Annotated in this window: 27 protein-coding genes; 12 read left to right on the top strand and 15 right to left on the bottom strand. The window is 39.1% G+C overall.

All coding sequences use genetic code 11. The annotated features are described in order from the left end of the window. The first annotated feature begins 191 nt into the window (after positions 1 to 191). Together CW745_RS02045 and CW745_RS02040 are read left to right on the top strand one after the other, a co-directional pair. Positions 192 to 2582: a heavy metal translocating P-type ATPase gene (locus CW745_RS02045; RefSeq protein ID WP_101106780.1), complete on the top strand. Its 2391-nt coding sequence runs from the start codon at positions 192 to 194 to the stop codon at positions 2580 to 2582. After that, entirely contained in the window at positions 2582 to 2974 is a 393-nt protein-coding gene (locus CW745_RS02040) for a MerR family DNA-binding protein (RefSeq protein WP_101106778.1), read from the top strand. The genes CW745_RS02045 and CW745_RS02040 overlap by 1 nt, the downstream gene beginning before the upstream one ends. On the opposite strand, the gene CW745_RS02035 is transcribed toward CW745_RS02040, so the two are convergent. From CW745_RS02035 to CW745_RS16645, 4 genes are all read right to left on the bottom strand, one after another. Then, entirely contained in the window at positions 2963 to 4045 is a 1083-nt protein-coding gene (locus CW745_RS02035; RefSeq protein ID WP_101106776.1) for a DNA alkylation repair protein, read from the bottom strand. The genes CW745_RS02040 and CW745_RS02035 overlap by 12 nt on opposite strands. A gap of 16 nt (positions 4046 to 4061) precedes the next feature. Then, positions 4062 to 4829 (bottom strand): class II glutamine amidotransferase, encoded by a 768-nt coding sequence (locus tag CW745_RS02030; protein WP_101106774.1) that lies wholly within the window; start codon positions 4827 to 4829, stop codon positions 4062 to 4064. 12 nt (positions 4830 to 4841) lie between these two features. Next, positions 4842 to 5417 (bottom strand): D-sedoheptulose 7-phosphate isomerase, encoded by a 576-nt coding sequence (gene lpcA, locus CW745_RS02025; RefSeq protein ID WP_101106772.1) that lies wholly within the window; start codon positions 5415 to 5417, stop codon positions 4842 to 4844. A gap of 196 nt (positions 5418 to 5613) precedes the next feature. After that, on the bottom strand, positions 5614 to 5790 hold the full coding sequence (locus CW745_RS16645; RefSeq protein ID WP_193755518.1) for a hypothetical protein: 177 nt from the start codon (positions 5788 to 5790) through the stop codon (positions 5614 to 5616). Positions 5791 to 5962: 172 nt separating this feature from the next. Here CW745_RS16645 and CW745_RS02020 point away from each other — a divergent pair, with 172 nt between their 5' ends. Continuing rightward, the gene (locus tag CW745_RS02020; RefSeq protein WP_101106770.1) at positions 5963 to 6715 is read left to right on the top strand and encodes a hypothetical protein; all 753 of its coding nucleotides are present in this window, start codon (positions 5963 to 5965) and stop codon (positions 6713 to 6715) included. A 43-nt stretch (positions 6716 to 6758) separates the two neighbouring features. Here the strand turns inward: CW745_RS02020 and minE are convergent, their stop codons facing one another. Genes minE through minC form a run of 3 tightly spaced genes read right to left on the bottom strand, consistent with a single transcriptional unit; the run spans position 6759 to position 8576 of the window. Beyond that, positions 6759 to 7025 carry a cell division topological specificity factor MinE gene (minE, locus tag CW745_RS02015; protein ID WP_101106768.1) on the bottom strand — a complete coding sequence of 89 codons (267 nt, stop codon included), beginning with the start codon at positions 7023 to 7025 and terminating at the stop codon, positions 6759 to 6761. A 1-nt stretch (position 7026) separates the two neighbouring features. Next, positions 7027 to 7839 carry a septum site-determining protein MinD gene (minD, locus tag CW745_RS02010; protein WP_101106767.1) on the bottom strand — a complete coding sequence of 271 codons (813 nt, stop codon included), beginning with the start codon at positions 7837 to 7839 and terminating at the stop codon, positions 7027 to 7029. Further along, positions 7839 to 8576 (bottom strand): septum site-determining protein MinC, encoded by a 738-nt coding sequence (gene minC, locus CW745_RS02005; protein ID WP_101106765.1) that lies wholly within the window; start codon positions 8574 to 8576, stop codon positions 7839 to 7841. Before minC ends, minD begins: the two co-directional genes overlap by 1 nt. Positions 8577 to 8702: 126 nt before the next feature. On the opposite strand from minC, the gene CW745_RS02000 reads away from it, so the two are divergent. Genes CW745_RS02000 through CW745_RS01980 form a run of 5 tightly spaced genes read left to right on the top strand, consistent with a single transcriptional unit; the run spans position 8703 to position 11219 of the window. Continuing rightward, positions 8703 to 9002: a YcgL domain-containing protein gene (locus CW745_RS02000; protein ID WP_101106764.1), complete on the top strand. Its 300-nt coding sequence runs from the start codon at positions 8703 to 8705 to the stop codon at positions 9000 to 9002. After that, on the top strand, positions 8989 to 9999 hold the full coding sequence (locus CW745_RS01995) for a lytic murein transglycosylase (RefSeq protein ID WP_101106762.1): 1011 nt from the start codon (positions 8989 to 8991) through the stop codon (positions 9997 to 9999). The genes CW745_RS02000 and CW745_RS01995 overlap by 14 nt, the downstream gene beginning before the upstream one ends. 20 nt (positions 10000 to 10019) lie before the next feature. Beyond that, positions 10020 to 10460, top strand: coding sequence for a YcgN family cysteine cluster protein (locus CW745_RS01990; protein ID WP_101106760.1), 441 nt, complete (start codon positions 10020 to 10022; stop codon positions 10458 to 10460). Between the two features lie 10 nt (positions 10461 to 10470). Next, positions 10471 to 10821, top strand: coding sequence for an arsenate reductase (glutaredoxin) (arsC, locus tag CW745_RS01985; RefSeq protein ID WP_101106759.1), 351 nt, complete (start codon positions 10471 to 10473; stop codon positions 10819 to 10821). Between the two features lie 5 nt (positions 10822 to 10826). Next, complete coding sequence (locus tag CW745_RS01980; RefSeq protein ID WP_101106757.1) at positions 10827 to 11219, top strand: DUF2069 domain-containing protein; 393 nt, start codon at positions 10827 to 10829, stop codon at positions 11217 to 11219. A 69-nt stretch (positions 11220 to 11288) separates the two neighbouring features. Here the strand turns inward: CW745_RS01980 and CW745_RS01975 are convergent, their stop codons facing one another. The 7 genes from CW745_RS01975 to CW745_RS01940 form a co-directional block, all read right to left on the bottom strand. Continuing rightward, complete coding sequence (locus tag CW745_RS01975; RefSeq protein WP_101106755.1) at positions 11289 to 11849, bottom strand: heme-binding beta-barrel domain-containing protein; 561 nt, start codon at positions 11847 to 11849, stop codon at positions 11289 to 11291. A 75-nt stretch (positions 11850 to 11924) separates the two neighbouring features. Then, positions 11925 to 12530 carry an OmpA family protein gene (locus tag CW745_RS01970; protein ID WP_101106753.1) on the bottom strand — a complete coding sequence of 202 codons (606 nt, stop codon included), beginning with the start codon at positions 12528 to 12530 and terminating at the stop codon, positions 11925 to 11927. Positions 12531 to 12630: 100 nt separating this feature from the next. Next, positions 12631 to 13230 (bottom strand): protein-disulfide isomerase, encoded by a 600-nt coding sequence (locus tag CW745_RS01965; RefSeq protein ID WP_193755517.1) that lies wholly within the window; start codon positions 13228 to 13230, stop codon positions 12631 to 12633. A 62-nt stretch (positions 13231 to 13292) separates the two neighbouring features. Next, complete coding sequence (locus tag CW745_RS01960) at positions 13293 to 14336, bottom strand: lactonase family protein (RefSeq protein WP_101106751.1); 1044 nt, start codon at positions 14334 to 14336, stop codon at positions 13293 to 13295. Positions 14337 to 14366: 30 nt separating this feature from the next. Then, complete coding sequence (locus tag CW745_RS01955; RefSeq protein WP_101106749.1) at positions 14367 to 15608, bottom strand: DUF711 family protein; 1242 nt, start codon at positions 15606 to 15608, stop codon at positions 14367 to 14369. A gap of 14 nt (positions 15609 to 15622) precedes the next feature. Further along, positions 15623 to 16117, bottom strand: a complete 495-nt coding sequence (locus CW745_RS01950) for a type II secretion system protein (protein WP_343226074.1) — start codon at positions 16115 to 16117, stop codon at positions 15623 to 15625. A gap of 600 nt (positions 16118 to 16717) precedes the next feature. Continuing rightward, complete coding sequence (locus CW745_RS01940; protein WP_101106747.1) at positions 16718 to 17665, bottom strand: OmpA family protein; 948 nt, start codon at positions 17663 to 17665, stop codon at positions 16718 to 16720. Between the two features lie 192 nt (positions 17666 to 17857). Here CW745_RS01940 and pdsR point away from each other — a divergent pair, with 192 nt between their 5' ends. The 4 genes from pdsR (at position 17858) to pyrC (ending at position 22984) form a co-directional block, all read left to right on the top strand. Continuing rightward, on the top strand, positions 17858 to 18565 hold the full coding sequence (gene pdsR / locus CW745_RS01935; RefSeq protein ID WP_101106745.1) for a proteobacterial dedicated sortase system response regulator: 708 nt from the start codon (positions 17858 to 17860) through the stop codon (positions 18563 to 18565). Beyond that, positions 18562 to 20760, top strand: a complete 2199-nt coding sequence (gene pdsS, locus CW745_RS01930) for a proteobacterial dedicated sortase system histidine kinase (RefSeq protein ID WP_101106743.1) — start codon at positions 18562 to 18564, stop codon at positions 20758 to 20760. The genes pdsR and pdsS overlap by 4 nt, the downstream gene beginning before the upstream one ends. 22 nt (positions 20761 to 20782) lie before the next feature. After that, positions 20783 to 21778, top strand: a complete 996-nt coding sequence (locus CW745_RS01925) for a coproporphyrinogen III oxidase (protein ID WP_101106741.1) — start codon at positions 20783 to 20785, stop codon at positions 21776 to 21778. A gap of 174 nt (positions 21779 to 21952) precedes the next feature. Next, on the top strand, positions 21953 to 22984 hold the full coding sequence (gene pyrC, locus CW745_RS01920; protein WP_101106739.1) for a dihydroorotase: 1032 nt from the start codon (positions 21953 to 21955) through the stop codon (positions 22982 to 22984). 66 nt (positions 22985 to 23050) lie between these two features. Here the strand turns inward: pyrC and CW745_RS01915 are convergent, their stop codons facing one another. Next, positions 23051 to 24268, bottom strand: coding sequence for a cation:proton antiporter (locus CW745_RS01915; RefSeq protein WP_101106737.1), 1218 nt, complete (start codon positions 24266 to 24268; stop codon positions 23051 to 23053). Between the last annotated feature and the right edge of the window lie 176 nt (positions 24269 to 24444).

Raw genomic sequence — 24444 nt, 5'->3', positions numbered from 1 at the left:
TTTTTCGTGACAATTGCCCATATAGAGTGACGTACAGGAGAGTTCTTTAATCATTAAAATTTCACAAAAAATATTTGAAATATTATGTGACTTTCATCTAACAAAGTCGCATATTAGTTAATTTTACAGCTTGACCTTACTCTAAGGGTAAAGGCTATATTAAAAACAGAAACGTTTAATTAAGGATGAAAATGTCTAGTGAATTTAATTTATCATTACCTATTTATGGAATGAATTGCGCAAGTTGTGCTAGCCGATTACAAGTTACATTAAACGAAATACAAGGCATTAATGTCTCAGTGAGTTTTACACTTGAGAAAGCTCAAGTTATCTTTGATAACGCATTTGATCATAGTGACACATTACAAAATATAATTACTCTCCTAGAAAGCAAAAATTATCAAACAGATCTACAAACTTTTAATTTTGATGTTATAGGCTGGACTTGCGCCGGTTGCGTAAGCAAAACCGTAAAGAAGATTAATACACATCCATTTATCTTTAATTGCCAAGGCAATTTAGCCACTGAGAATGTCCAATTTCAAAGTATTGCGGGTGCACTCACCCCAGAATATCTTAAACCATTATTGGACAGCATGAATTATCAATTCATTGAAAGAAAATCTTCTCACTGTCTAGAGCAACAAAAGGAAAAACAGTTCGCCCAGCAACAACGCGATAAAGTGATACTGCGAAGATTAACTATCTCAACACTGCTAAGCCTGCCTTTCATGATCTCAATGCTAGTGATGCTTTTTTCTGGCTCGCACCATTTTTTACCAAGAAACTTAGAATTTTTATTAGCCACTCCCGTCCAGTTTTATATTGGAGCACATTTTTATCAAGGAGCATGGAAAAGTCTTCAAAACAGAAGCGCAAACATGGATCTTTTAGTCGCTTTAGGTACTTCAGCGGCCTATTTCTATAGCCTCTATGTTTTAATATTTGGCACGATACAACCACTTTATTTCGAATCGAGTACCTTAGTGATCACACTCGTTACCCTAGGTAAATATTTAGAGCACCGTGCAAAAAAAAATACTAGTAGCGCCATCAATGCCTTAATGGCGCTTCGTCCAGAAACAGCGAGTGTAAAAAAGGGAAATAAGTATATTCGTATCGCTATCAGCGATGTGCATATGGGCGATATAGTACAAATTACTATTGGTGAAAAGATCCCTGTGGATGGATTAGTTATAGATGGAACTAGCTATGTTGATGAATCCTTATTAACGGGTGAAAGTAAGCCAATATTAAAAACAAAGCAGGCAAAAGTTATTGCCGGTAGTGTAAATGGTGAAGGTGTTTTACTTATTAAAACAACTGCGATTGGTGAATCAACACGATTAAGTAAAATTATCCATCTGGTTGAAAATGCACAAATGAGCAAAGCCCCTATCATGCAACTTGTAGACAAAATTAGCGCCATTTTTGTACCAATTGTATTGGCTATTGCAACCATCACATTTGCATCTTGGTATATTTACAGTGGAGATTTTCAACAATCACTCATTAATGCAGTTTCGGTATTGGTCATTGCTTGCCCTTGCGCTCTAGGGTTAGCGACTCCTACTGCTGTTGTGGTAGGGACCGGTGTTGCAGCTCAGCAGGGTATTTTGATAAAAGATATCAAAACTTTACAACAGGTATTTCGTTTACAAATTATTGCCTTCGATAAGACAGGAACACTCACTGAAGGTAAAGGCTCTATTAAACAGTGTTATAGTAATAACAATCAAGACAACATCATGTTAGCGACCCTAGCAGGCTTAGAGCAAGGTAGCCAACACCCAATTGCGATAGCGATTAAAAACCATGTTAATAATAAGAAAATAACGCCTATCACTATAAACAATGTTACCGCTATCAACGGTGAAGGGCTGTATGGTTCAGCTTCAACAACACAAATTATTGCAGGCAACCGCAAAATAATGTCGCGATTTAATATTACGCTTCCCCATGACTTAGTTTTTTGTGCCGATGAAAGTGAAATATTTATTGCCAAAAATGGCTTTTTTTGGGGAATGGTTTCCATTACAGATACATTACGTACTAGTAGTTTTGCAGCAATTAGTGAACTTAAACAGCGCGGACTTACCCCCTACTTACTCAGCGGTGATAAACAAAGCGTAGTTGCGAGCATCGCTAGGCAGTTGAAGATTGATGATTTCCAAGGCGAGTTAACACCTGAACAGAAACTTAGTTCATTAATTAAATTACAACAACAGAAACAGGTTGCAATGGTCGGAGATGGTGTCAATGATGCCCCTGCCCTTGCACAAGCCGATATCAGTATTGCTATGGGCACAGGCAGTGATGTCGCGAAAGAAAGTGCATCCATTACACTAATGAGAAATGATCCACGCTTAGTATCCGTTGCAATTGATATCTCTAAAGCAACTTGGCGTAAAATTCAGCAAAACCTATTTTGGGCATTCATTTTTAATACCGTTGCTATTCCCGTTGCTGCGATGGGATATTTATCCCCAGCGATTGCAGGGGCTGCGATGGCAGCATCAAGTATACTGGTGTTAACTAACTCACTACTTTTAAAACGCATGAATATAAAGGAGCTTTTCTAATGCTATCTATCAGCCAAGCAGCGAAAGCCACTGGATTATCAATCAAGTCTATACGCCACTATGAGGAGATTGGACTTATAAGTACACCACCACGTAGCGATAATGAATACCGCTATTATCCAGAAAGTATTATGAAACAGCTGCATTTTATTAAAAGTACCAAAGCAGCCGGGTTTAATTTAAAAGAGAGTCGGGCACTGCTTTCACTTTCAGAGGATAATCAACGTAGTAGCCATGATGTTAAGCAAATTGCATTACAAAAAATTGCAGAATTAGAAACGCGTATAAAACAGCAGCAAACGTTATTAAGAAGCTTAAAACAGCTTACTCACCAATGCAGTGGAGATAAAAAGTCTGAGTGTCCAATTATTAATGCTTTTTCAGGGGGTTAACTGAAATACCTGTTGTGCCATTTTTACACCATTAACGATGATATGTAATTGATGCTCGCCTTGGTAATATTGACGTGTAGAAATGGCCTTAAAACTAAACTGCTTACTAATATTTTTACATTTACCGCTGATATTAAATTCGGATATTTTAAAAATTTTATCTAATTGTTTACCATTGCTTTTCATAAAGCTAATAGCAAATTCAAGGCGACACTTTCCTAATGACTTCTCAGATATTAACGTAAAAGTAAAATCAAGCTTTTCACCCAAACGAACTGTTCCATTAAGCTTTAGATTCTGTACTTGTATATGCTTTGGTGAACTAAAACCAAACAATGTTAAAATATTAGGATCTGCTTTTTTTAATAAGCCTCGACAGGCATGTTTTACTAGCCACATCCTATTTTTACTGGGTTTCCCCTGTAACCACTTATGTGCAATATCAATCACTAATTGTGGGTGATCTTTACTAATATCATTTAAATTATTAGCGACACTTCGATAAACATAATCTTCATCATCGTCTTTTAATTGCTCTAAAATTGGTAAAATAGGCTCAGGATCTAGCTTAAAATCAGGCAATGCAGACGCCCAAGGTAATCTAGGCCGACACCCTTCACTCGCTAAGCGTCGTATATGGACGTTTTCAGAGTTAGCCCAGTCGCGCATCTGCGCCATCATCTTGTTAGGATAGCTAACAATAAAAGGACGAACAGCAAATTCAGCACTGGAAAACTGTGTTAACACCGCCAAAGTGTCAACGGAGGTTTGATAGTCATCTAAGCCATAAAGTTCAACAAATGCAGGAAAAAACATCGCTTCATAGCCACTAAAGTGCGGAGCGACTTGTTTTAATATTATACAGCTTTGCTTAAAATTACAGGGTAAAAAATAATGCAGTGTCTGTGCGATAAAGGTTAAGCGTGCTTTTAACTCTTTATCGGACCAATATTCATCGAAAATAGTAGTAACAAATTTCTGCTTTTCAAAAGCAGGATAAACAGCTTGAAAATGATCAGCAACTGAATTAATAAATGCTTGGTTATAAACCTCTTTTAATAATTCAGCCATGGTTTCCTGCCATTATTTATAAAACACGCTCACCAAAATGAAACACACAAAACTCACCTTCTTGCATTTTAGTCCACTGTTCATCACTGGTTAATGGACGAGTTGCGATGACAGTCACCACGTCAGTGTCAGAGGTTTCTTGGCAAAAATCAACAGTCATATCTTCATCGATTAATTGCGCTTTGCCAAAAGGTGCACGACGCGTGATCCAATGCAAATTATTAGTGCAGTAGCTCATCACGTACTCACCATTGCTAAGTAACATGTTAAATACACCTAGCTGACGCAGTTCATCTGCATAACTTGCAACATCTTTGAACATCGCTAACATATCTTTTGGGGCCGTTTTATGGCTTTTATGCAACTTATCAAGAATCCAACAAAATGCACGTTCGCTGTCAGTTTGCCCTACCGGATGCGCATAGCCTAAAGATAAATCTTCATAGCCGGTAAGCTGGCCATTATGAGCATAAGTCCAATTTTGCCCCCAGAGTTCTCGAATAAATGGATGCGTATTTTCGAGTGATACGCCCCCTCTGTTCGCTTGACGTATATGACTGATCACCGCTTTACTTTTGATTGGATAATCTTTAACTAAATCAGCAACACGAGATTGACAACTTGGTTTAGGGTCTTTAAAACTTCGGCAGCCTTTGCCTTCATAAAAAGTGATGCCCCACCCATCTTTATGAGGCCCAGTTTCTCCACCACGTTTAACCAAGCCACTAAAACTAAAGCAGATGTCTGTTGGAACATTGGCACTCATGCCTAATAACTCACACATAGTTAACTAACCTTAAGCCATTTTCTTTTCGATTAACATAATCAAAATATGAATTATTTTGATGTGTATCTCTTGGATACGATCCGCGAAACCAAAATGTGGAACACGAATTTCGACATCAGCAAGGCCAGCCATTTTTCCACCATCTTTACCGGTTAAAGCAATTACCTTAATGCCTTTATTTTTAGCCACTTCAATCGCTTTTAAAATATTAGCAGAGTTGCCACTGGTAGAAAGGCAAAATAGAACATCACCTTTGCGGCCAACCCCTTCAAGATAGCGTGCAAAAATTGAATCAAAACCGTAATCATTACCAACACAGGAGATATGGCTTGCATCAGAGATTGCAATTGCAGGGTATGAAGGACGGTGTTCACGGTAACGACCTGTTAACTCTTCAGCAAAATGCATTGCATCGCAGTGTGAACCACCATTACCGCAAGAGAGGACTTTACCTTCCTGTTTAAAGGCATCTGATAAAACGCAGGCAGCTTGTTCAATATTTTCTAAATTCGTTTGATCGCTAAAAAATGCCTGTAGCACTTTTTCTGCTTCTAATAATTCATCTTTAATAAGGGTAAGATTCATTGTATTCGACCTATTTTCATTGTCATGAGAAAAGCTATTTTTACATAGTTAGTTGCTAGAGAATAGTGCGAAGAAGAGAAAAGTGTTATCGGTGGATAATTTAAGTTGATTATACAAACAAAAAAGCAGAGACGACATCGCTGTCTTATCTCTGCTTTGTATTACCGCTCGTTAGCGCTAAGTAATTAGTAACTTATTAAGCTTTATCAAGCGTACAAGTTAGCTCTTCTTTAACTTGACCAGCTTCAATTGCATCGATAGCTTTTTGATCGTGTGCATTAGGTGGGCAACCACAAGCATGGTCGCTTGTTGCGTGTAAGCGAGCTTGTTCTAAATGCCACTGTGCTACTTTAATATGTTGATCAACGTTCATAGTAATATTCCTTTGGTTAGTTAAATTGATATAAATCAATGTCGGTCATTATAAACATTCCATTTTGACAAGCTAGTATTTAAGACGATATTTATTAATTTTTCATGACAATGGCACAATTTTTACACTTATTCACAGGGCAATCCTACAATTGTTTTAATGAGGAGAAACCATGCGATTGATCATCAAAGTATTTGTTATCTATATTCTCATCACTGGCGCAGTTTGTGATGCTTTAGAAGTTGGTAAGGTATGCCCTGTTTCAAATCAAAAGCAAACACAGCTAGGCCTGTTAATTTTGTCCGAGTTTTGGTTTCATAGCGGCCGCAGCAATGCATCGTATATACCACGTGACGATGCAACAGGTATTGGTGTAGAAATTCATTTCTTTAATAATCAAGCAGGTCAATTAAACACGCTCAACAAAGCAAACTGTGACAAATATCGAGTAATACAAGTACGCAAAACCAATAGCTTATTAAACATAGGTGAAGAGCCGGTGCAAGTTGATATCCCCGCTTTTTTTGAATCTCCATTTTACGATAACGCACCTTTAGAGTTTGGCTATCATTCACACCTGACCCCATTAGATAGTAGCGATAAACCTTGGGATAAACAAAGTAGTCGAGCTTCCACCTTAGCGATTTACGATACGCCATATGTTTCTGATGGTTATGGAATAGATGGTGAACATATAAGGGTTGAATTTGAAACTTGTATAGTGTGTCAACGAGAGATTGGTTTTGATGAGTTGTTATCTTGCGCTACTTGGGGCTATCAACGAGATTACTTAAATAAAGAAACGGGGTGGACGGAACCAGAAATTATCGCGCCAGAATGCCAAAGATCTGCTAGTGAACAGTTTATTGAAACACTGGCGGAAAGCGTCATTATCGATTATCAATATTGGCTAGATTGGCGTTAACATAGTGAATGCTAACGCCAATCTAGGAAATTAATATCTTCGGTTATTTGTTTTTAGGTAACGCAACGTTAACCTCTAACACCGACATATCATCTTCTGCTTTATCGCTGAACTCACAGGTAACATCTTGCACTGAAATATCCATATACTTACGAATAACAGCCACGATTTCACGTTGTAACTCAGGTAAATATGCAGGACTTGCCATACTTGAGTGTTCATGGGCAACAATGATCTGCAAACGATCTTTAGCCAGCTTTGCACTGCCTTTTTTAGGTGTCTCTTTTCTAAAATACTGTAACAAACCCATCTTAGACTCCAAATAAACGGCTTAAAAAACCTTTCTTTTCAAATGTAACAAATCGTAGTTCACGTTCGATGCCAAGTAAACGATCTACCGCATCTTGGTAAGCTTTACCTGCTTCGCTTTCTTTATTGAGAATAATTGGTTCGCCCAAGTTAGAAGCATTTAACACTTCCTGTGACTCAGGAATAACTCCTAATAAGTCAATACCTAACAGATCATCAATATCATCAATACTTAACATCTCTTCACGTTCAACCCGCTCAGGGCAGTAACGTGTAATCAATAGATGAACCTTCACAGGTGGAAGCTGTTGCTCTGAACGTTGTGATTTACTTGAAAGCATACCCGTTATTCTATCTGAATCACGTACCGATGAAACTTCTGGGTTAGTTGTCACTATGGCTTCATCAGCAAAATAGAGCGCCATCATCGCCCCCTGCTCAATACCAGCTGGTGAATCACAAATAATATACTCAAAACCATCAGCTTTGAGATCATTAATTACTTTTTCAACACCTTCTTTAGTTAATGCATCTTTATTGCGTGTTTGCGAAGCAGGTAAAATATAAAGATCAGGCGTTCGTTTATCTTTAACCAGCGCTTGCTGTAGGTTCGCTTCGCCGTTGATGACATTGATTAAGTCATATACAACACGGCGCTCACATCCCATGATTAAGTCGAGGTTACGCAAACCAATATCGAAATCGATAACAACAGTTTTAGCGCCTGTTAAGGCTAGCCCAGTACCTATCGCTGCGCTACTCGTTGTTTTACCAACACCGCCTTTACCCGATGTGACAACAATTACTTTTGCCATTATATTTCCTTAATTGTACTTAAATTTAAGTTATCTAATACAAGTTGTTCATTTTCTAATGAAACAATGCTGCTTTTATTAATAAATTCAGTAGGTAAGGCTTCACTTAATTTATAGACGCCTGCAATAGAGACTAACTCTGGTGCCAAAATATGGCAAAACACAGATGCGGTTTGATCACCCATCGCGCCGGCTAAAGCACGGCCACGAAGTGCGCCATAAATATGAATATTGCCATCAGCAATTACTTCAGCGCCAGCACTAACATCACCATTAATCACTAAGTCAGACTCTTTCGCATAAATTTGCTGACCTGAACGAACTCTACCTTTAATAATTTTTGTTTTTACTTCATTCACAACAAAAGTTGCAACCTCTTCCACTACCTTTTCTGTAACCACTTGCGCTGGTTTTTCTTCTATTTCAACCTGCTTATTCACTAAGCGTTTAGAGCTTCGTAAAAAGGCTATTTTTTCAGTGTGTAAAGATGCTTTTTGTGAATCTGATAACTCTCCCGTCAAGCCCGCTAAAATGAACCCTTGCTCGGTGACGATCTCTTTTATCCGTAAAAAATCTAAATTTGAAGTTCCCTCTTCAACTCGTACAACCACAGGGGCATTTTGAAAAAAATCTGGAGCCATTATACGTTTTTTATTTAACTCATCAGCTAACAGAGAAAGATCCTCATCTTCTACTGTAACCACTAACAAAGAAAAATTTAACGATTTTAGTGTCATACCACCTCTATCTCTTTAAAGAAAACAATTTTGATGTAAATTTCAGCCAATTTCTATAAAATTTAAAACAGATTGCATGTTATAGTCTGAATTCTTATTAGGCAAGCAAAGGGCTTCATTAGTATTATGTTATGTGCTGTATATAAAAGTATTCGAAAATCACAAACTTATCTTTACATTGCAAAAAGAGATGACTTTGCCCCAGTTCCTGATCCATTACTTACTCAATTTGGTCCACCGCAACTTGTTAGTCTATTAAATATCAAACCTGATACCGAGCTAGCAATCATCGATGCTAATTCCGTTCTTGATGCGATACAAAAAGATGGCTATTTTTTGCAACTTCCTCCACCTCCCGTTGACTACTTAAAAGAGCATAAAACGTGGCGCAAAAAACAATTAGAGGCATTTAATGAAACTGACTAAATTTTTTACCCTTTCGACCCTGTTACTCTCATCGTTAACCGTAAGTGCTAACGATACTGAAATTCAAAAAGAGAAAGTCTCTTTTGAACAATATGTAACCGCATTAAAAAGTGAGGCGATTGAAAAAGGCATCGACCCTAGTGTTGTTAATAGTGCTTTTGAAAACGTTGAGTTTTTACAACGCAGTGTCAAATCCGATAAAGAGCAACCAGAATTTAAGCTTACATTAGATACTTATATTCCACGTGCTGTGCCAGACTGGAAAATTAAGCAGGCACGCGAAGCCTATAAAAAACATTACCACTTATTACATAAAATTGGTAAAGAGTACGGCGTTCAACCTCGATTTATCGTCGCATTATGGGGCATCGAAACAAACTTTGGCAGGTTAACTGGTCGTCATTATATTATCTCTTCTTTAACCACCATGGCTTATGAGGGTCGTCGTGAAACGCTGTTTAAAAAGCAACTTTTTGCAGCCTTAACGATTTTAGACGAAGGTCATATTGAGCAAGATAAATTTATCGGTTCATGGGCCGGCGCGATGGGCCAAGTACAGTTTATGCCGACCTCGTACCTCAACTATGCCGTTGATTATGACGGTGATGGAAAAAAAGACATTTGGAATAACTATGCAGACGTATTTGCCTCTGCGGCTAACTACCTTAAAACAGAAGGTTGGGATGACAGTGAAACTTGGGGACGACAAGTATTAATTCCTGAAGATTTTGATACTGAACTTGCAGGCATCAAAAAGAAAAAAACGCTCGCAGAATGGCAAGCAATTGGTGTACGCCGTTTTGATGGTAGCGCATTACCTAAAGTAGATATGAATGCATCAATTGTTATTCCTGATGATGCCTCTGGCCGTGTTTACCTCGCTTACAACAACTACGAAGTATTAATGCATTGGAACCGTTCATACTATTTTGCAACGGCGGTAAGCTACCTTTCTGAGCGTATAAAATACCCACGTATTAGCCCAGAAAAAGACTAATTAATTAGAGTAACTAACACATGAGCAATTTTTGGGAAGAGAAAACCTTAGCACAAATGAATCAAACAGAGTGGGAATCACTCTGTGATGGCTGTGGTAAGTGTTGCCTGAATAAGATTATCGATGACGATACTGAAGAGTTACATTTCACTAATGTATCTTGCCACCTTTTACATACTAAAACTTGCCAATGCCGTAAATACGATAAGCGTTTTAAAATTGTAAAAGACTGTGTAAAAGTGTCACTGGATGATATTGATCAGTTTCACTGGCTACCGGCCAGCTGCGCTTACCGTTTACTCGTTGAAGATAAACCACTTCCAGTTTGGCATCCACTTATCACCGGCAGTAAATCAGCGATGCACAAAGGGGGCTTCTCAATTCGTGGCAAGATCATCTCTGAAAGCGCGATTGACCCAGATAATTTAGAAGACTACATCGTAACTTGGCCTGCAGAATAAAGGATTAAACATGACCGACATTACTATTTACCATAATAACCGTTGCTCAAAAAGTCGTGCGACATTAGCACTGATTGAAGATAAAACAGAACAACTAAACATTGTTAACTATTTACAAACGCCACCGACATTAGCAGAGCTTAACCATATCATCACGTTGTTGGGGTTCACTTCTGCACGTCAATTAATGCGTACCGGAGAGGCGGTTTATAAAGAGTTGCAACTAAAAACAGAAGAAGATGAAGCAAAACTTTTACAAGCGATGCTGGACAATCCAAAATTAATTGAGCGCCCTATCGTGTTAGCCAACGGGCAAGCAAGAATTGGTCGTCCGCCTGAATCTGTTTTAGAAATTATTTAACGGCCATGGAAACTCAGCATTATAAATTAATGGCGAGAGTGGGATATTTTTCACTCTTACTGCTTATCCCAATTTGGCACCTTTGGTTATCGCCACCACTATTAGGGGTTAGCCCCTGGTTAGTGGTCAGTATTTGGTTCATTCCATTACTTTTTCCATTAAAAGGTATTCTTCAAGGTAATCCTTATACCTTTGCGTGGTGTGGTTTTCTCGCATTGCTATATATGATGCATGCAATAGTTATCATCTATAGTGCTTACCTGGATGCGATAAGCATGGAGTTGGCGATGGGGATACTAGAGCTTATTTTTGCAAGCGTATTTTTAATGGGTAATATCTATTTTGCCAAATACCGTGGTCAGGAACTAGGCTTAAGTATTCGCAAAAAGAAGAAGTGATAAACCTAGAAAGAGATGGTAAAGGTATAAAAAAGGCGAATGTAGTTTCGCCTTTTTTATACCTGTTATTTAATCGGTGCGTGTTAACACGTTTTTATCGGTATGCTCAAAAGACTTACCGTAAATATCTAGTAACATCGTTTGTGTGTAACTCAGTTGATCTTTACTAATATTTACCTGCTGAGAATAGGCGCTTAGTTTAGCTTTTTTGACCATAAATGGGCTCTGTATAATCTGCCAATCTTGCTCATCAATACTTGCCTCTACATTCAACGTAGCGCTTGACGCTGTTTTCTCAAAACCGCCAGCGGCTAAAACACACATGCCACGCGGAATAGTTAAAGAGTGCATCACCGTATCACTGCCCTGCTCCCAAAGCCAATAACCCGTTTCATGATGGATCAGTTTCCCGGAACTATTACGTCGTACTTCTTGAGAGTAAACGATCACACTTAGCAGTTGTGATTCAGCATTTTCTGTTTCACCGAGTCCTTTAAATTCAATGGTCTCATAATAACTGTTAACCTCTGTACCCGACGGCTCAGGTGCAATATCTTCGCCTCTGTTACCTTCCCATGTTCCAATTAAATCACTTAGTGGGCCGTAATTTGTTTCATCAATTGCTTTCATTAACTTGCCTTAAAAAAAGGCGCTTAAAGCGCCTATATCGAATAAATACTTAATATATGGATGAACAAAATAATATTACTCTTGCGAGGGTTGTTCAACACTATAAATGGTCCACTTTTGATTTGGAATATGTTCTTCACTAGTAATTTCAGCAACAATGCGACGATTCCTAGCATGAATATACTCATCATCTCCCTCGAGTAATAGACTTGAGAATCCATAACCTATTGCACTAATGCGAGATTCATCAATTGCATACTGAGTCACTAATATCTCTTTAATCGCTTCAGCACGTTGCTGTGAAAGCCTATCATTATAAGACTTACTGCCACGAATACTGGTATGGCCTTCAATGGTGACATCTGCCTCATTATACTTTTTCATAAAATTTGCAAGCCCCTCAATATCAGGGAAATAATTGTGGCTAACGATGGATGAATTAGTTTCAAAATTAACAACCAATTCGTGCCTAACAGTATAAATGGTTTCACTGTGGCAACCACTATTATCTACTTGCCAACCTGTCTCTGTTTGCAAACAATCATCACGAGCGTTAATCACGCCATCACCTTCTGGGTCGGCGAGATCAAATTTTTGTGGTGTACTGCCATTGGTCATATCTACAACTTGTGGCGTACAGCCAACCACTAAGAAAATTAAGAGAAAGAACAACTTTTCCATGAAGCAATACTCCTTATTAGCAACCCAATCGATGTATTGAACGGTTATTACGATGGCACATTAAGCGCATCGATTGTTAATAATTGTTAATTATGTTTATTTATGCCAGTAATTTATGCACCTCTTTTACTAAATCCTGTGGCTTTTTCAAATAACGTGCATGCTCTAACAAAATTGCGTTGTCTCCGTAGGTCAGCAATAACGCAGGGAATGCACTGGTTTGCATAAATGCCTGAAGCTCTTGAATATCAGATTGTTGATACTGCGCTTCATTGCTTAATGTTTCATTAAACACTTTATTAGAGGGTGATAATTTAAATGTATCGATGAGGCCTTTAAAATCATTCTTGCAGCCAAATGGGTTTCCTTCAATAAAATGAGCATGTTGAAGTGCCTCTAAAACAGGTAAGACTTTTTCAGGCTGTTTACTCTGCAACCATGCCATAAAATTAGCGGTCATGGTGCTGTCTTTAGGACTATCCGCATAACGCATATGCTCCTGACCAAACTGTTGAGCACTTTGTTTTTCGACCTCTTTTATTTGCAGGAAGCCGGCACTATCAGTGCCGTTATAGTGAGCACAATGCCAATGATGTATCTCCATTTCAGTGAAAGACTCACTCAAGGCTTTCACTAATGGACTTGTGGCATAACTCCACGGACAGTGTGAATCATAAATAAAATAGAGTTCAGGGTGCATAATAAAACCTTATATTGAGAATAACAGCCCACCAGCTTGATGAGCGATAAATTTTGGTACTGCTATTTTTCATAAAAACAGACACAAACAGCATGATTAACCAACAGCTGGTTAGCTGTTTTGGTTAATGCTCCACTTGCTACATCACGCTTAAATACCACTAAATTTTCACTATTTTGATGCGCAACTAATAGCCAGCGCTGATCAGGCGATAAAGCGAAGTGTCGTGGAAAATTGCCACCTGTGTGCACATGTTCCAGACAAGATAACAGGCCACTTTGCGGCTCAACAGCATAAATTGTAATACTATCATGGCCACGATTACTCACATACAGGTAAAGTCCATCATTACTTAATGCCACTTCAGCAATATAGCTTTCTATTTCATCGCTGTTCGGAGTTGGTAAACTACTAACCCGTTGCACTTGTAATAATGCGCCTGTTTGTAAGTTAACATCAAAGACCACCACTGTTGAACTTAGTTCGTTTCCTAAGTACAACTTATCACCATTTGCATTAAAGGTGATGTGCCGAGGCCCATCCGCAGGGGGTAATGGCTGAGAAAAGACAAGGCTTAGCGCGTTAGCGCCAATCTTGTATACTTTTAATGCATCAATGCCTAAATCTGCCACGACTAAAAACTGCTCGTCAGGAGTTAATTGACTCGCATGCGCATGTGCACTTGCTTGCCTATCAAGATTCCCCCCCTGACCTTTATGTTGGACTTGATAATAAGCAGGCAACAACTTCGTTCCACTGAGTGAGAATGCAGCTACATTCCCTGTGCCATAGTTACTAATGAATGCATTTGTAGCACTCACACTTATGTGACAGGGAGAGCCCCCTAAACTGCTTTGCTGGTTAATAAAAATCGGCGCCTGTGGTGTTCGAATATCAAAGCATCCCAACTGGCCTTCATTTTCGTGTTCACTCACAGCTAACAGATAGTTTTTATCATCGCTGATCGCGAGAAAACTGCTGTCCGCTAAGTCATCAATCTGATTTATCTCATTAATAGAGCCCGTTTGGTTATCAAACTCCGCGACTACAATGCCACTGTTCCCATCTGGGGTATAACATCCTAAATATAAAATATCTTTACTCATTATTTGCTTTCATCCATTGTTAAATAAACGTTAAGGGACAGCCAGTACCGCACAGTTACAAAGATCATCACTTTCAAACTTTGTCAATTCTCCAGCTTTTAAATCAGGAATAGGAAATAGCCGAACAGTGAGGGGTTTGTTGAGACGAAATGCCATAGTGCCGGTATCCGACATCAGCGCCGCAATTTTACTTGCGGGCGTATCGCCAGGAATAGGGACCGTATCTAAACCGATGCCACAAACTGCACTATTGGTAAGTAGCGTGCGAATATCGTAATCACCATTTATTGTTCCCTTAGCAAGCCCGGTATCTTCAGTCACAGCTAACATCAACCCAGAGAATCCTACTAAAGGTAATTCGCTAATCGATTTAAATACACGGGTCAACAGTGCGGATGCCTCTACCGTCCCCGACGCACCAAAAAATGGCACACCAAGTTGCTGATAAAGGCTTACCATGCTTGCACAATCTTTAGAGGGGGCTGCAGAGCTATCTATTCCGGAAAATAAAAAGTGACCTTGATTGTCTGTACGGTCAAATTCTTTAATTACCTTTGCGATTTGAGAAACATGGTATTTCAAAGCTTGTTCCATTAAAGCTTGTTGACGGTGCAATTTTTGCGCCAGTGGCATCTCTGAGTGTTTTTCATTAAAGTCTGTTAATACCTTTAGAAGCAAGTCAGGCGTCTCCAAACCAATCACATAACGATTGCCTAGTTTACTATCATGGTAGCTAGCTGGAAAATAAGGAATTAAAGGCTGACAGTTAAAATTAACGGTAAAGTTAAAGTTACCTTCACCACGTTCGCTCATTGTTGCAATTTTTTTCACGGCTTGGACCGAGGCATCGATCAAAGTCTTATTAAGCACAGAATGCTCATCAATAGAAACATTGACACAGGCATTACATAAGTCGCCAAATTCTTTAATTAACGCTGGTAACAACGCAATTTCATGCAAGGTTTTCGCTTCACCAATAGCAAAACGAATACGTAATCCATCTGAATTAATACTAGTTAGAAGATCGCGAATAAATTGTAGGTCAGCTCTGGCCGTTTCGTGATTAGTAGTGTTTAGGTAATCTGCAAATGGATTGGTTACGATTCGAATAGATTGTACTTGATAATTTTGATTAGCGAATTTATTCGCCAATGTTAGACAAAACTCAGAGGCTTTCTGAATCTCTTTTTTCCAATTTTCGCGGTTTTTATCCAATACTAAAAAAGTGGTGATTGTGCGTAGTTTACAGAGTGCTTTATGATGAAAGTTCATTGATTCCCTTAAAATTAACAGCCCGTTTCAACAACTAGGTAGAGTGGTGGGGTTGTCGCTGAAGATGCTTGTGTATACTGAAAATAACAGCCATCATCGCTGACATTACCATCGTTATCAATATCATAACCAATAAACGTATCACTATATCCACGTTCTTGAAAAGTAAAATCATCAGAAAAATCGACCGCTTTGTCTAGGTCCGTATTATCAAGGTGCCCCCACTTTAAACGTGTGTCATACACCCCATCGCCATTAGTATCAACATCAATTAAGTCATCACGATTAGGTACATCACGGGCTGCATAACTTGGCATTTTGGATTTTAAAAACATAAAATCATTGGCGACTTTTATACTCGTTTGCACCTGTTTTAATACTGATATTTTGGCATCAGTTGAGAACGAGAGGAACTTTGGAATGGCAACAGCAACTAAAACCGCTAAAAGAATAATAACGAAAACTAACTCAATTAGCGTAAAACCTTTATTCATTTGTTTATATGGCACTCAATAACACTCCATTTCGAAGTCAACTTCGGCGAACGTTCTTACATAGCTTTGTAAAACGATCAGTGTCAGAAAAAAGAGGAGTTTTACCGCAAACTATTTCCGGTTCTCAATCAACGCCATCTCATCCAGTGTGAACAATTTTTCGAACAACCGACACAACTATCCCTGCAGATCTAATTTTCTGGTACGTTAGACGCAAATTAATCACGCACTAAGTTGATAATATTTAACATCGTAGTTTGTCGATCTGGCTTTTATTAATAATCAAAGATTATACACTACGGAGCGAACTATGAGCGGAGATTACTAATTATATCAATCGAATATAGTATCTGATCTAAAGTTTACGCAGGAAAAGTGACTTAGCTCAAGGCGAAATTTAACCTAAATGGCAGTGCATACCAATGGCATTTAGAATGACATCTAATATTGCGTTTGAAAATTTTAAAAGACCAAGGTATGAAGTGAAGAAATGAGCTACTTCCCCTTAAAACTCACAACACAGGTGGCGTAAATTTTAACAAGTAAGACAGCTCATCTTTATAATTCTTTTGGCTTCACTCACACGACAAGTTCGTGCGAGTGAAGACAACAACGTTACAGTTCCATCGCAGTGGTTAGGCGTTCAGCAATTTGAGTTTCTAATTGGTCTGTTTTCTCCGGCTCCAACTCCACCACTTTTGTTGTAAGTGTTTGCTCAGCAATATCGGATGTTACTGGCAGTGGCGCTATCTTCGCTTGTCGCTTTAATGTGAGTCTCTCATTAAATTGAGAGGCAAGCGCGGTTATTTCAGCTCGATAAGGATGAATTTCGACACGACGCTCAACACGATTATTAGCCACACTGCGTTCATTGTTAATAGGGTTACTTGCACCTAAAGAAATAACACTTAACTGCGCCTCCTCAACTCCTTTATCCACCAAATATGCGGCTACTTTTTGGGCACGTTTTTTAGCAAGTTTAGCGTTGTATTGTTCATTGCCAGAAAGATCACTATAACCCACAATTTGCCAAACGTTATTCAGCTCACTTTCATCCTGTTTCATGATCATCGCAGTTTCATTAAGCGATTGATAATATTCAGGCTTTATCTCACTTGAATCAAAAGAAAACAATATCGGGCTTTCGATGTTCGAGCTAACTTGCACCTCGCTAGGTTCAGGTAAAGTGCTATGCGTACTATAATCGATGAGCCTATCATCACTAGTCACTTGGTTAACCAAATCATAATATTCATCTGCTTCAGGTGCATAAATTTTCTCTGTTAACAAATGAGAATGTAAATCTTCTTGTTTCTCAATTTCAGCATCCATTAATAAGTTATCTTCGGCAATACGCGCTAATGTAGCACTATCAATTTCAGCAAGACTTTGAGTTATAATGGCCCCCTGTAATCGGTCACGGTTTTGATAAAAAGCTTTCATTTCTGGTGTCTCGGCACGTGGGATATAATTTTCCCACGGTACAAACGCGCTAGCTAGTGCAGACACTGCAAATAAGCTTATTACTGACTTTTTGAAGGTTGTGTTAGTGTTGTTTTTCATGATGTTATCCTTTTTAAAATAATAAGTGGCGTTGCTTGAGTGTTATTAAAGCAAAGGCTTATGTTTATTTTGGGGATACAAAATGGCAATCTACTGTTCAATTATGTTCAAAAAATGGCAATGCTACTTGTACTCTTTTCCCCCCTCTTTTTTAAGTTATACTGCGCATATAATATTGTTAAAGGTAAACCAATGAAACGTATCGCACTCGTTGAAGATGAGAAAAATATTCGTGAAAACTATATCGACTTAATGAGCAAACATGGCTATCAAGTCGATGCTTATGATAATCGAAAAGATGCAATGCGTGCTTTTGAGGTACGTTTGCCCGATTTGGCAATTATTGATATTGGTCTTGCCGATGAATACGATGGTGGTTTTACGCTTTGTCAATCACTCCGCCAGCTTTCTGCAACAGTACCGATTATCTTTTTAACCGCGCGAGATAACGACTTTGATACTATATCCGGTTTACGTTTAGGCGCTGATGATTACCTTACTAAAAATATTGGTTTAGAGCATTTAATGGTGCGTATTAGTGCTTTATTTCGGCGTATTGACCAACTCAAACAACCGATCCAAACTCAACAACTTATTACGCGTGGCGCATTAATTATTGATAGTGAACGCATGCAAATATCATGGCATGAAACCCCCCTTGATTTTACGGTTACTGAATTTTGGATTGTACATGCTTTAGCTAATCGAGCTGGAATTGTGCGTAACCGCCAACAATTAATGAGTGATGCTAATATGGTCGTCGATGACAATACCATCACCTCACACGTCAAACGCATTCGTAAAAAGTTTGTAAAATTAGATCCCCAATTTGATGAGATAACTGCAGTCTATGGTATGGGATATCGCTGGGACATTACTGAAAGCACACCTCACTCATGAGCATTGTCTTGGGATTACGCAGTAAGGTTTTGTTATTAACGAGCTTATTTTTAATCTTACCTTGGCTTGGTTATCAGGCCATTTTGGAGATGCAGGACTTTCTTCGCCAAGGGCAACAGCAAACCTTAATAGGTACCACACGAGCAGTTGCAACTGCTTTACATGAAAGGCCCGCCTTATTTAATACACAGGCAACCTTTTTAAACAAAGTACAGGCGGGCAAAGACCTTTATGCCTATGCACTTAAGCATCCTATTCGCCTTGATGGCAAACTTAATGATTGGCAAGATGAGGTGTCTAAAAGTACTCTCTACGACGAAAGGCAAGCCTTGTTCCATCAAAAAAAAGATACCAATAACCCTATCTCATTTAGGCAGATACTTGGTACACGTGGGGAATATTTGTATGGCTTTTTAGCAGTGCAGGATAAACAACCTACGATGCGATCTGCAAATAGTCGCTTTTTAGATAATAATGATCACTTGATCATCGCGTTGAGCTCTCCAGAAAATGAGCTACAACGCTTCATTGTTTCTGTCGAAAAAAATGGCTGGTTTAACGCGTTCCGTCTGAATGGCGAACCAAGCAATAATAACCAACCAGTTCAAAGCCAGCGAGAAAAACGGATACAAGGTTATTGGCAACAAACAGAGATAGGTTACAACATTGAATTTCGATTACCGCTTGCAATGTTAGGTGAAAAATTAGGCTTTGCCTTACATACCACATCAGACAAAACAGTCGGGAACATAGAAAGTATTATCGCCACAGCCAATACCAATGATTTACAAGAACTGGGAACCGTTATAGTACCCTCTCCCAAAATAGATAAAATATTACAAGGATTAAGCCATACTCAATCTCGATTATGGGTGGTTGATCGCCATCAACGTGTTTTGGCAACCAGTGGGAATATCCATCATGCATCAGGGGTTTGGCCCAACAACCGTACAACGAAAATGGAAAGTGATGAGAACATATTGCAAGTAAAGCTCTTGACGCCACTGTATAACCTGCTTTTCTCACAACCTAATAGCGATTTTGTAGATCCATTAAAGGGAGTGACACAGCTTAATAGTGATTTTATCGAGCAAGCGTTATCTGGCGAACCACAATCCGATTCCCGCTTAACGGTAGATCAAAAAACAACTATTCTAGCGGCAGCCAGCCCAATATTTGTGGGTGATAAAGTGGTGGGCGTTGTGGTTGCAGAAGAAACCACCAATGGTATTCGCGCATTACGGAACCAGGCATTAAGTAAATTATTTAATATTATCATTGCAGTCATCGTTGTTGGTACGTTGCTGTTATTTCTCTTTACTGCAAATATTGCGACTCGCATTCGTAAGCTTCGTGACCAAGCTGAAACAAGTATCGACGAACAGGGGCGCATCAGCAAAACTATTACAGCCTCAAACTCCACCGATGAAATCGGCGATTTGTCGCGCAGCTTAACCGATATGGTAAAACGTTTAAGTGAGTACCACCGATATTTAGAAAAATTGCCTGCGCGCCTTTCACACGAGTTGGGAACGCCAGTGGCCGTAGTTAGAAGTTCCTTAGAAAATTTAGCGTTAATACCACAAGATGCAGAGAGTCAAAAATATATTGAACGCTCTCAAACTGGTATATTGCGTTTGAATCGTATTTTAACCAATATGAGTGAAGCAACACGTCTTGAACAAAGCTTGCAATCTGGTGAAAAGGTACCTTTAGCGCTTAATGACCTGCTATCAAACTGTGTGCAGGGATACCAAATGACCTATGGCGAACATCCATTTGTGTTTAATAATTTTTCACGGGTACTCAACATTAATGCAGATCCTGATTTCTTCGTTCAATGCTTAGATAAATTAATTAACAATGCGTTAGAATTTAGTAATCTTAAGTCACCGATCAGCATCACTCTCAGCGAGAACAACCAATTTGCAACGATTAAAATACAAAACAGTGGCCCCTCCCTACCTGAGAATATGAGTGAAGAACTACTCAATTCGATGGTATCGGTACGCGCGCAACATGATCCTGATAAAACCCATTTAGGACTCGGTCTTTTTATTGCAAAGATGATATGTGAGTACCACCATGGCACAATTAACATTAATAACAATATAGCGAACGACGCTGATGGCAACGCAGAAAATAGTGGCGTGCATGTCATGTTACGTTTTCCAATAATCGAACATTCCAATTAAAACCTCTGATACGAGAAAATTTATGAGACAACCCGCAACATCAAAAAACGCCATTAATGCCCTTAAGTTATTATCAAACGCACAACAACATTTCGTTAAACAGCTTAGTCATTTGTGCCAATCGCAACAACAAGAAGCTGAATTTATTGAACAACATTGGTTACGTGATGAAGGTCAGCACGGAGGTGGCATTCGCTTTGAAGGGCCTGAAAATAGCATATTTAATCGCGCATCGGTGAATGTGTCACAGGTACAATATGAAGATAGCCCGCATAAAACCTTTCTTTCGGCTACCGCGCTTTCTACTATTATCCACCCTAATAATCCACTTGCGCCTTCCGTGCACATTCATGTCAGTTGGACTGAACTCCGTGAAGGTAAAAGTTATTGGCGATTGATGGCAGACCTTAACCCTTCCATTCCCTGTGAGAGTGACACCCAACAATTCAATCAAACCTTGCAACAGGTAGGTGGACAATATTTCCAACAGGCGACTGAACTGGGCAATAATTACTTTTACATTCCAGCACTGCAAGCGCATCGAGGAGTGAGCCACTTTTATTTAGAAAGCTTTAACCCTGATGACCTGAATAGCGCGCAATTTGCCAGTGAGTTTGCTTATGCGATAATTGATTGTTACATTAAAATTTTAGGTGATAAGCTTGCCTGCCCTCGTGGCCCACAAAGCATAACAGCGTCTCAAAAATGCTGGCAACTCGACTATCATACCCTGTACTTTTATCAGGTTTTAACGTTAGACAAAGGCACTACAGCGGGGCTATTAATACATAACCAAAATGACATTGGCACCTTAGGTTCATTACCACGTTATATTGACCGGAATTTACTACTACAATGGGCAGAGCAAACACCGAGCCCGCGAAATAAACTAGTCTATGACTTGGTTGATCTATTACCAATCCACCCTAAGCACCATTCACGCAGTGAGATAACCGCAGATATTAAGGCTAAAATTGCAGTGGCTATTCGCCAGCATTATCAAGAATACCCATTATAAAGTAACAAGTTTAACGTCTAACCAGCAGGATTTGACCTGCTGGACTACTTCTTTTTACCATCATTACTGACTGAGCCTAATAATAGGTTTACTTCAAAACCATAATACTCCCTTAACAAGTGAAATATAATCTAAAAAGTTGTAAAGTAACGGAAATAATAAGGAGAGTAACAAATGACTAAATTAACGATTACCCGCCCAGATGACTGGCATGTACATTTACGCGATGGCGATGTATTAAAAGATACCGTGCGAGATACCAGCCGTTACATGGGGCGCGCAATCATTATGCCTAACCTAGTGCCTCCCGTGACGACCACTGATCTAGCACTCGCTTACGAGCAACGTATTATGGCGGCTAATCCGATGCCAACCTTTACCCCTTTAATGACCTTATACCTCACCGATAACACGACTGCCGATGAGATAAGAAAAGCAAAAGCTTCCGGTATCGTTTATGCAGCTAAACTATACCCTGCAGGGGCGACCACCAATTCTGACTCTGGAGTTACTTCTACAGATAATATTCGTGAAGCCTTAGTGGCAATGCAAGAGGTAGGCATGTTGCTACTTATTCACGGTGAAGTAACCACACATGAAGTTGATATTTTTGACCGTGAAGAAAAATTCCTAAATACTGTACTTGCACCACTCGTTGCAGAGTACCCAAATCTGAAAATTGTGGTTGAGCATATTACCACCAAGCATGCGGTTGACTTTGTAAACAATGCAGGACCAAATGTAGCTGCAACGATCACCGTGCACCATTTGATGTACAACCGTAATCACATGCTCGTGGGTGGCATCAAACCACACTTCTATTGTTTACCTATTTTAAAACGCAGTATTCATCAGCAAGCATTGATTGAAGCTGCCACCAGTGGCTCAAATAAATTCTTTCTAGGGACTGATTCTGCGCCACACACAAAAGAGAGCAAAGAGTCTGGCTGTGGTTGTGCAGGCTCATATACAGCATTTGCAGCCGTTGAGTTATATGCTGAAGTGTTTGAAGAAGCGGGTGCACTGGATAAATTAGAGGCATTTTGTAGCTTTAATGGCCCCGATTTTTATAACCTACCACGTAATACAGACACCATTGATCTGCATAAAGCTGCTTGGGAAGTGCCGGAAACATTAAGCTTTGGTCAAAACAAAGTGGTACCTATCAAAGCCAATGAGAAAGTGAACTGGAAGATTCTTTGGTAATTTAATAAGTTACTTAGGCTTTGCAATAAAGCCTAAGTAATATTTAGCAAAAAATATAATGTGGGATCACTTATGTTTTTTACTATAAAGATTCGCTAAAGGTTGCGCACTCAAGCCGTGGGCAACAATACTCATTAAAACGGTCACCGTGACAACTGCAAATATCGTTTCAAAACCTTCAATGCCCCCCACCTCTTTTGCTACAATCAACACATATAAAATAGACGCGATGCCTCTTGGGCCAAACCACGCGATAAAAATTTTGGTTGAAAAGTCTATCTTTTTTCCATCAAGTTTAGCGCCAAGTAAACTGAGTACGACAGGCAACACACGTAAAAGAGTTAGACTCAATAACGAATAGATAATTACATAGAGATCAATATATTGGAACGTAGTAGGAACAAATGCTAAGCCAAAGAGGAAGAAACTAATTAAGACTAATAGTTCACCTTCACTTTCAGCAAACTCTTCGATATGCTTATGCATTTTTTGACTGGTATTACCAGCATATAAGCCAGCAAAAAAAGCGGCAATAAAACCATTACCATGGAACACTTCAGCAAGATAATAAGAAAGAATAGCCAAGCCAATCGGTATTAAATTTTGATAGCTTTCTTGCATCCAATAGTGGTCATCAGAAAAAGAAGCCACCCTAGCGCCTAAATAGCCAATTAAACCACCAACGATAGCACCAAAAATAACCTGCTGAAAGACATAACTTATCCAACCACTACTTGCATCCCCATTTAACCCACTGACAATGATTGCCACTACTGTGATCAGTATAGGAAAAATGATGCCATCATTTAAGCCACTTTCCACATTGATAGTAGATCTAATTTTAGCTGGTACCGATTCATCTGAGACAACAGCTTTCCCGAGCGCAGCATCTGTTGGTGTTAGTAGCAGTGCGAGCAGTAACATATAAATAACAGGCTGATCTGGGAAAATAAGTGTCGCGATATAAGTACCGGCAATAATTGTTAGAGGTAAGCCAATAAGTAACAAGCGTGCCGGTAACTTCCATGATTGTAATAACAACTTCAAATTAAGCAACGCAGCATCGCTAAACAGAACCAAAACCAACGCAAGCTCAACAACAATAGTAACAAAGGTAGCATCAACTTGGACATTTGAAATATTTAACATAAGTGGTGAGATCAGTAAGCCTAAACTGGTAAATACCATCGGCCCTGAGATATTAAAACGCGATAATAACTGGGAGATATAACCATAGCCTAATACAAGTAATGCAATGGTCAAAATAACACTATGTTCAGCCATGAATGATTCCTTATAACAATCTAATTAATGTTGTGTTCTCTATTTTGTGTAGGAAAAATGACTTTGTTTAGTCGAAATTCGCTTAGGATGGCTAAGCTACAATCCGTCTGCTTTGCTCGAAATGCATTTTGTTTAGTATTATCCATTAAACAAAAAAAAAGCGAGTTAACTAACTC

The organism is Psychromonas sp. psych-6C06 (assembly GCF_002835465.1).
Classification (GTDB): Bacteria; Pseudomonadota; Gammaproteobacteria; order Enterobacterales; family Psychromonadaceae; genus Psychromonas.
The sequence above is the reverse complement of the archived record's forward strand: the minus strand, read 5'-3'. Positions and strand labels throughout refer to the sequence as shown.

Coding starts and splice junctions, on each gene's coding strand:
- CW745_RS02045 (WP_101106780.1), top strand. CDS start 192: ATGTCTAGTGAATTTAATTTATCATTACCTATTTATGGAATGAATTGC.
- CW745_RS02040 (WP_101106778.1), top strand. CDS start 2,582: ATGCTATCTATCAGCCAAGCAGCGAAAGCCACTGGATTATCAATCAAG.
- CW745_RS02035 (WP_101106776.1), bottom strand. CDS start 4,045: ATGGCTGAATTATTAAAAGAGGTTTATAACCAAGCATTTATTAATTCA.
- CW745_RS02030 (WP_101106774.1), bottom strand. CDS start 4,829: ATGTGTGAGTTATTAGGCATGAGTGCCAATGTTCCAACAGACATCTGC.
- lpcA (WP_101106772.1), bottom strand. CDS start 5,417: ATGAATCTTACCCTTATTAAAGATGAATTATTAGAAGCAGAAAAAGTG.
- CW745_RS16645 (WP_193755518.1), bottom strand. CDS start 5,790: ATGAACGTTGATCAACATATTAAAGTAGCACAGTGGCATTTAGAACAA.
- CW745_RS02020 (WP_101106770.1), top strand. CDS start 5,963: ATGCGATTGATCATCAAAGTATTTGTTATCTATATTCTCATCACTGGC.
- minE (WP_101106768.1), bottom strand. CDS start 7,025: ATGGGTTTGTTACAGTATTTTAGAAAAGAGACACCTAAAAAAGGCAGT.
- minD (WP_101106767.1), bottom strand. CDS start 7,839: ATGGCAAAAGTAATTGTTGTCACATCGGGTAAAGGCGGTGTTGGTAAA.
- minC (WP_101106765.1), bottom strand. CDS start 8,576: ATGACACTAAAATCGTTAAATTTTTCTTTGTTAGTGGTTACAGTAGAA.
- CW745_RS02000 (WP_101106764.1), top strand. CDS start 8,703: ATGTTATGTGCTGTATATAAAAGTATTCGAAAATCACAAACTTATCTT.
- CW745_RS01995 (WP_101106762.1), top strand. CDS start 8,989: ATGAAACTGACTAAATTTTTTACCCTTTCGACCCTGTTACTCTCATCG.
- CW745_RS01990 (WP_101106760.1), top strand. CDS start 10,020: ATGAGCAATTTTTGGGAAGAGAAAACCTTAGCACAAATGAATCAAACA.
- arsC (WP_101106759.1), top strand. CDS start 10,471: ATGACCGACATTACTATTTACCATAATAACCGTTGCTCAAAAAGTCGT.
- CW745_RS01980 (WP_101106757.1), top strand. CDS start 10,827: ATGGAAACTCAGCATTATAAATTAATGGCGAGAGTGGGATATTTTTCA.
- CW745_RS01975 (WP_101106755.1), bottom strand. CDS start 11,849: ATGAAAGCAATTGATGAAACAAATTACGGCCCACTAAGTGATTTAATT.
- CW745_RS01970 (WP_101106753.1), bottom strand. CDS start 12,530: ATGGAAAAGTTGTTCTTTCTCTTAATTTTCTTAGTGGTTGGCTGTACG.
- CW745_RS01965 (WP_193755517.1), bottom strand. CDS start 13,230: ATGCACCCTGAACTCTATTTTATTTATGATTCACACTGTCCGTGGAGT.
- CW745_RS01960 (WP_101106751.1), bottom strand. CDS start 14,336: ATGAGTAAAGATATTTTATATTTAGGATGTTATACCCCAGATGGGAAC.
- CW745_RS01955 (WP_101106749.1), bottom strand. CDS start 15,608: ATGAACTTTCATCATAAAGCACTCTGTAAACTACGCACAATCACCACT.
- CW745_RS01940 (WP_101106747.1), bottom strand. CDS start 17,665: ATGAAAAACAACACTAACACAACCTTCAAAAAGTCAGTAATAAGCTTA.
- pdsR (WP_101106745.1), top strand. CDS start 17,858: ATGAAACGTATCGCACTCGTTGAAGATGAGAAAAATATTCGTGAAAAC.
- pdsS (WP_101106743.1), top strand. CDS start 18,562: ATGAGCATTGTCTTGGGATTACGCAGTAAGGTTTTGTTATTAACGAGC.
- CW745_RS01925 (WP_101106741.1), top strand. CDS start 20,783: ATGAGACAACCCGCAACATCAAAAAACGCCATTAATGCCCTTAAGTTA.
- pyrC (WP_101106739.1), top strand. CDS start 21,953: ATGACTAAATTAACGATTACCCGCCCAGATGACTGGCATGTACATTTA.
- CW745_RS01915 (WP_101106737.1), bottom strand. CDS start 24,268: ATGGCTGAACATAGTGTTATTTTGACCATTGCATTACTTGTATTAGGC.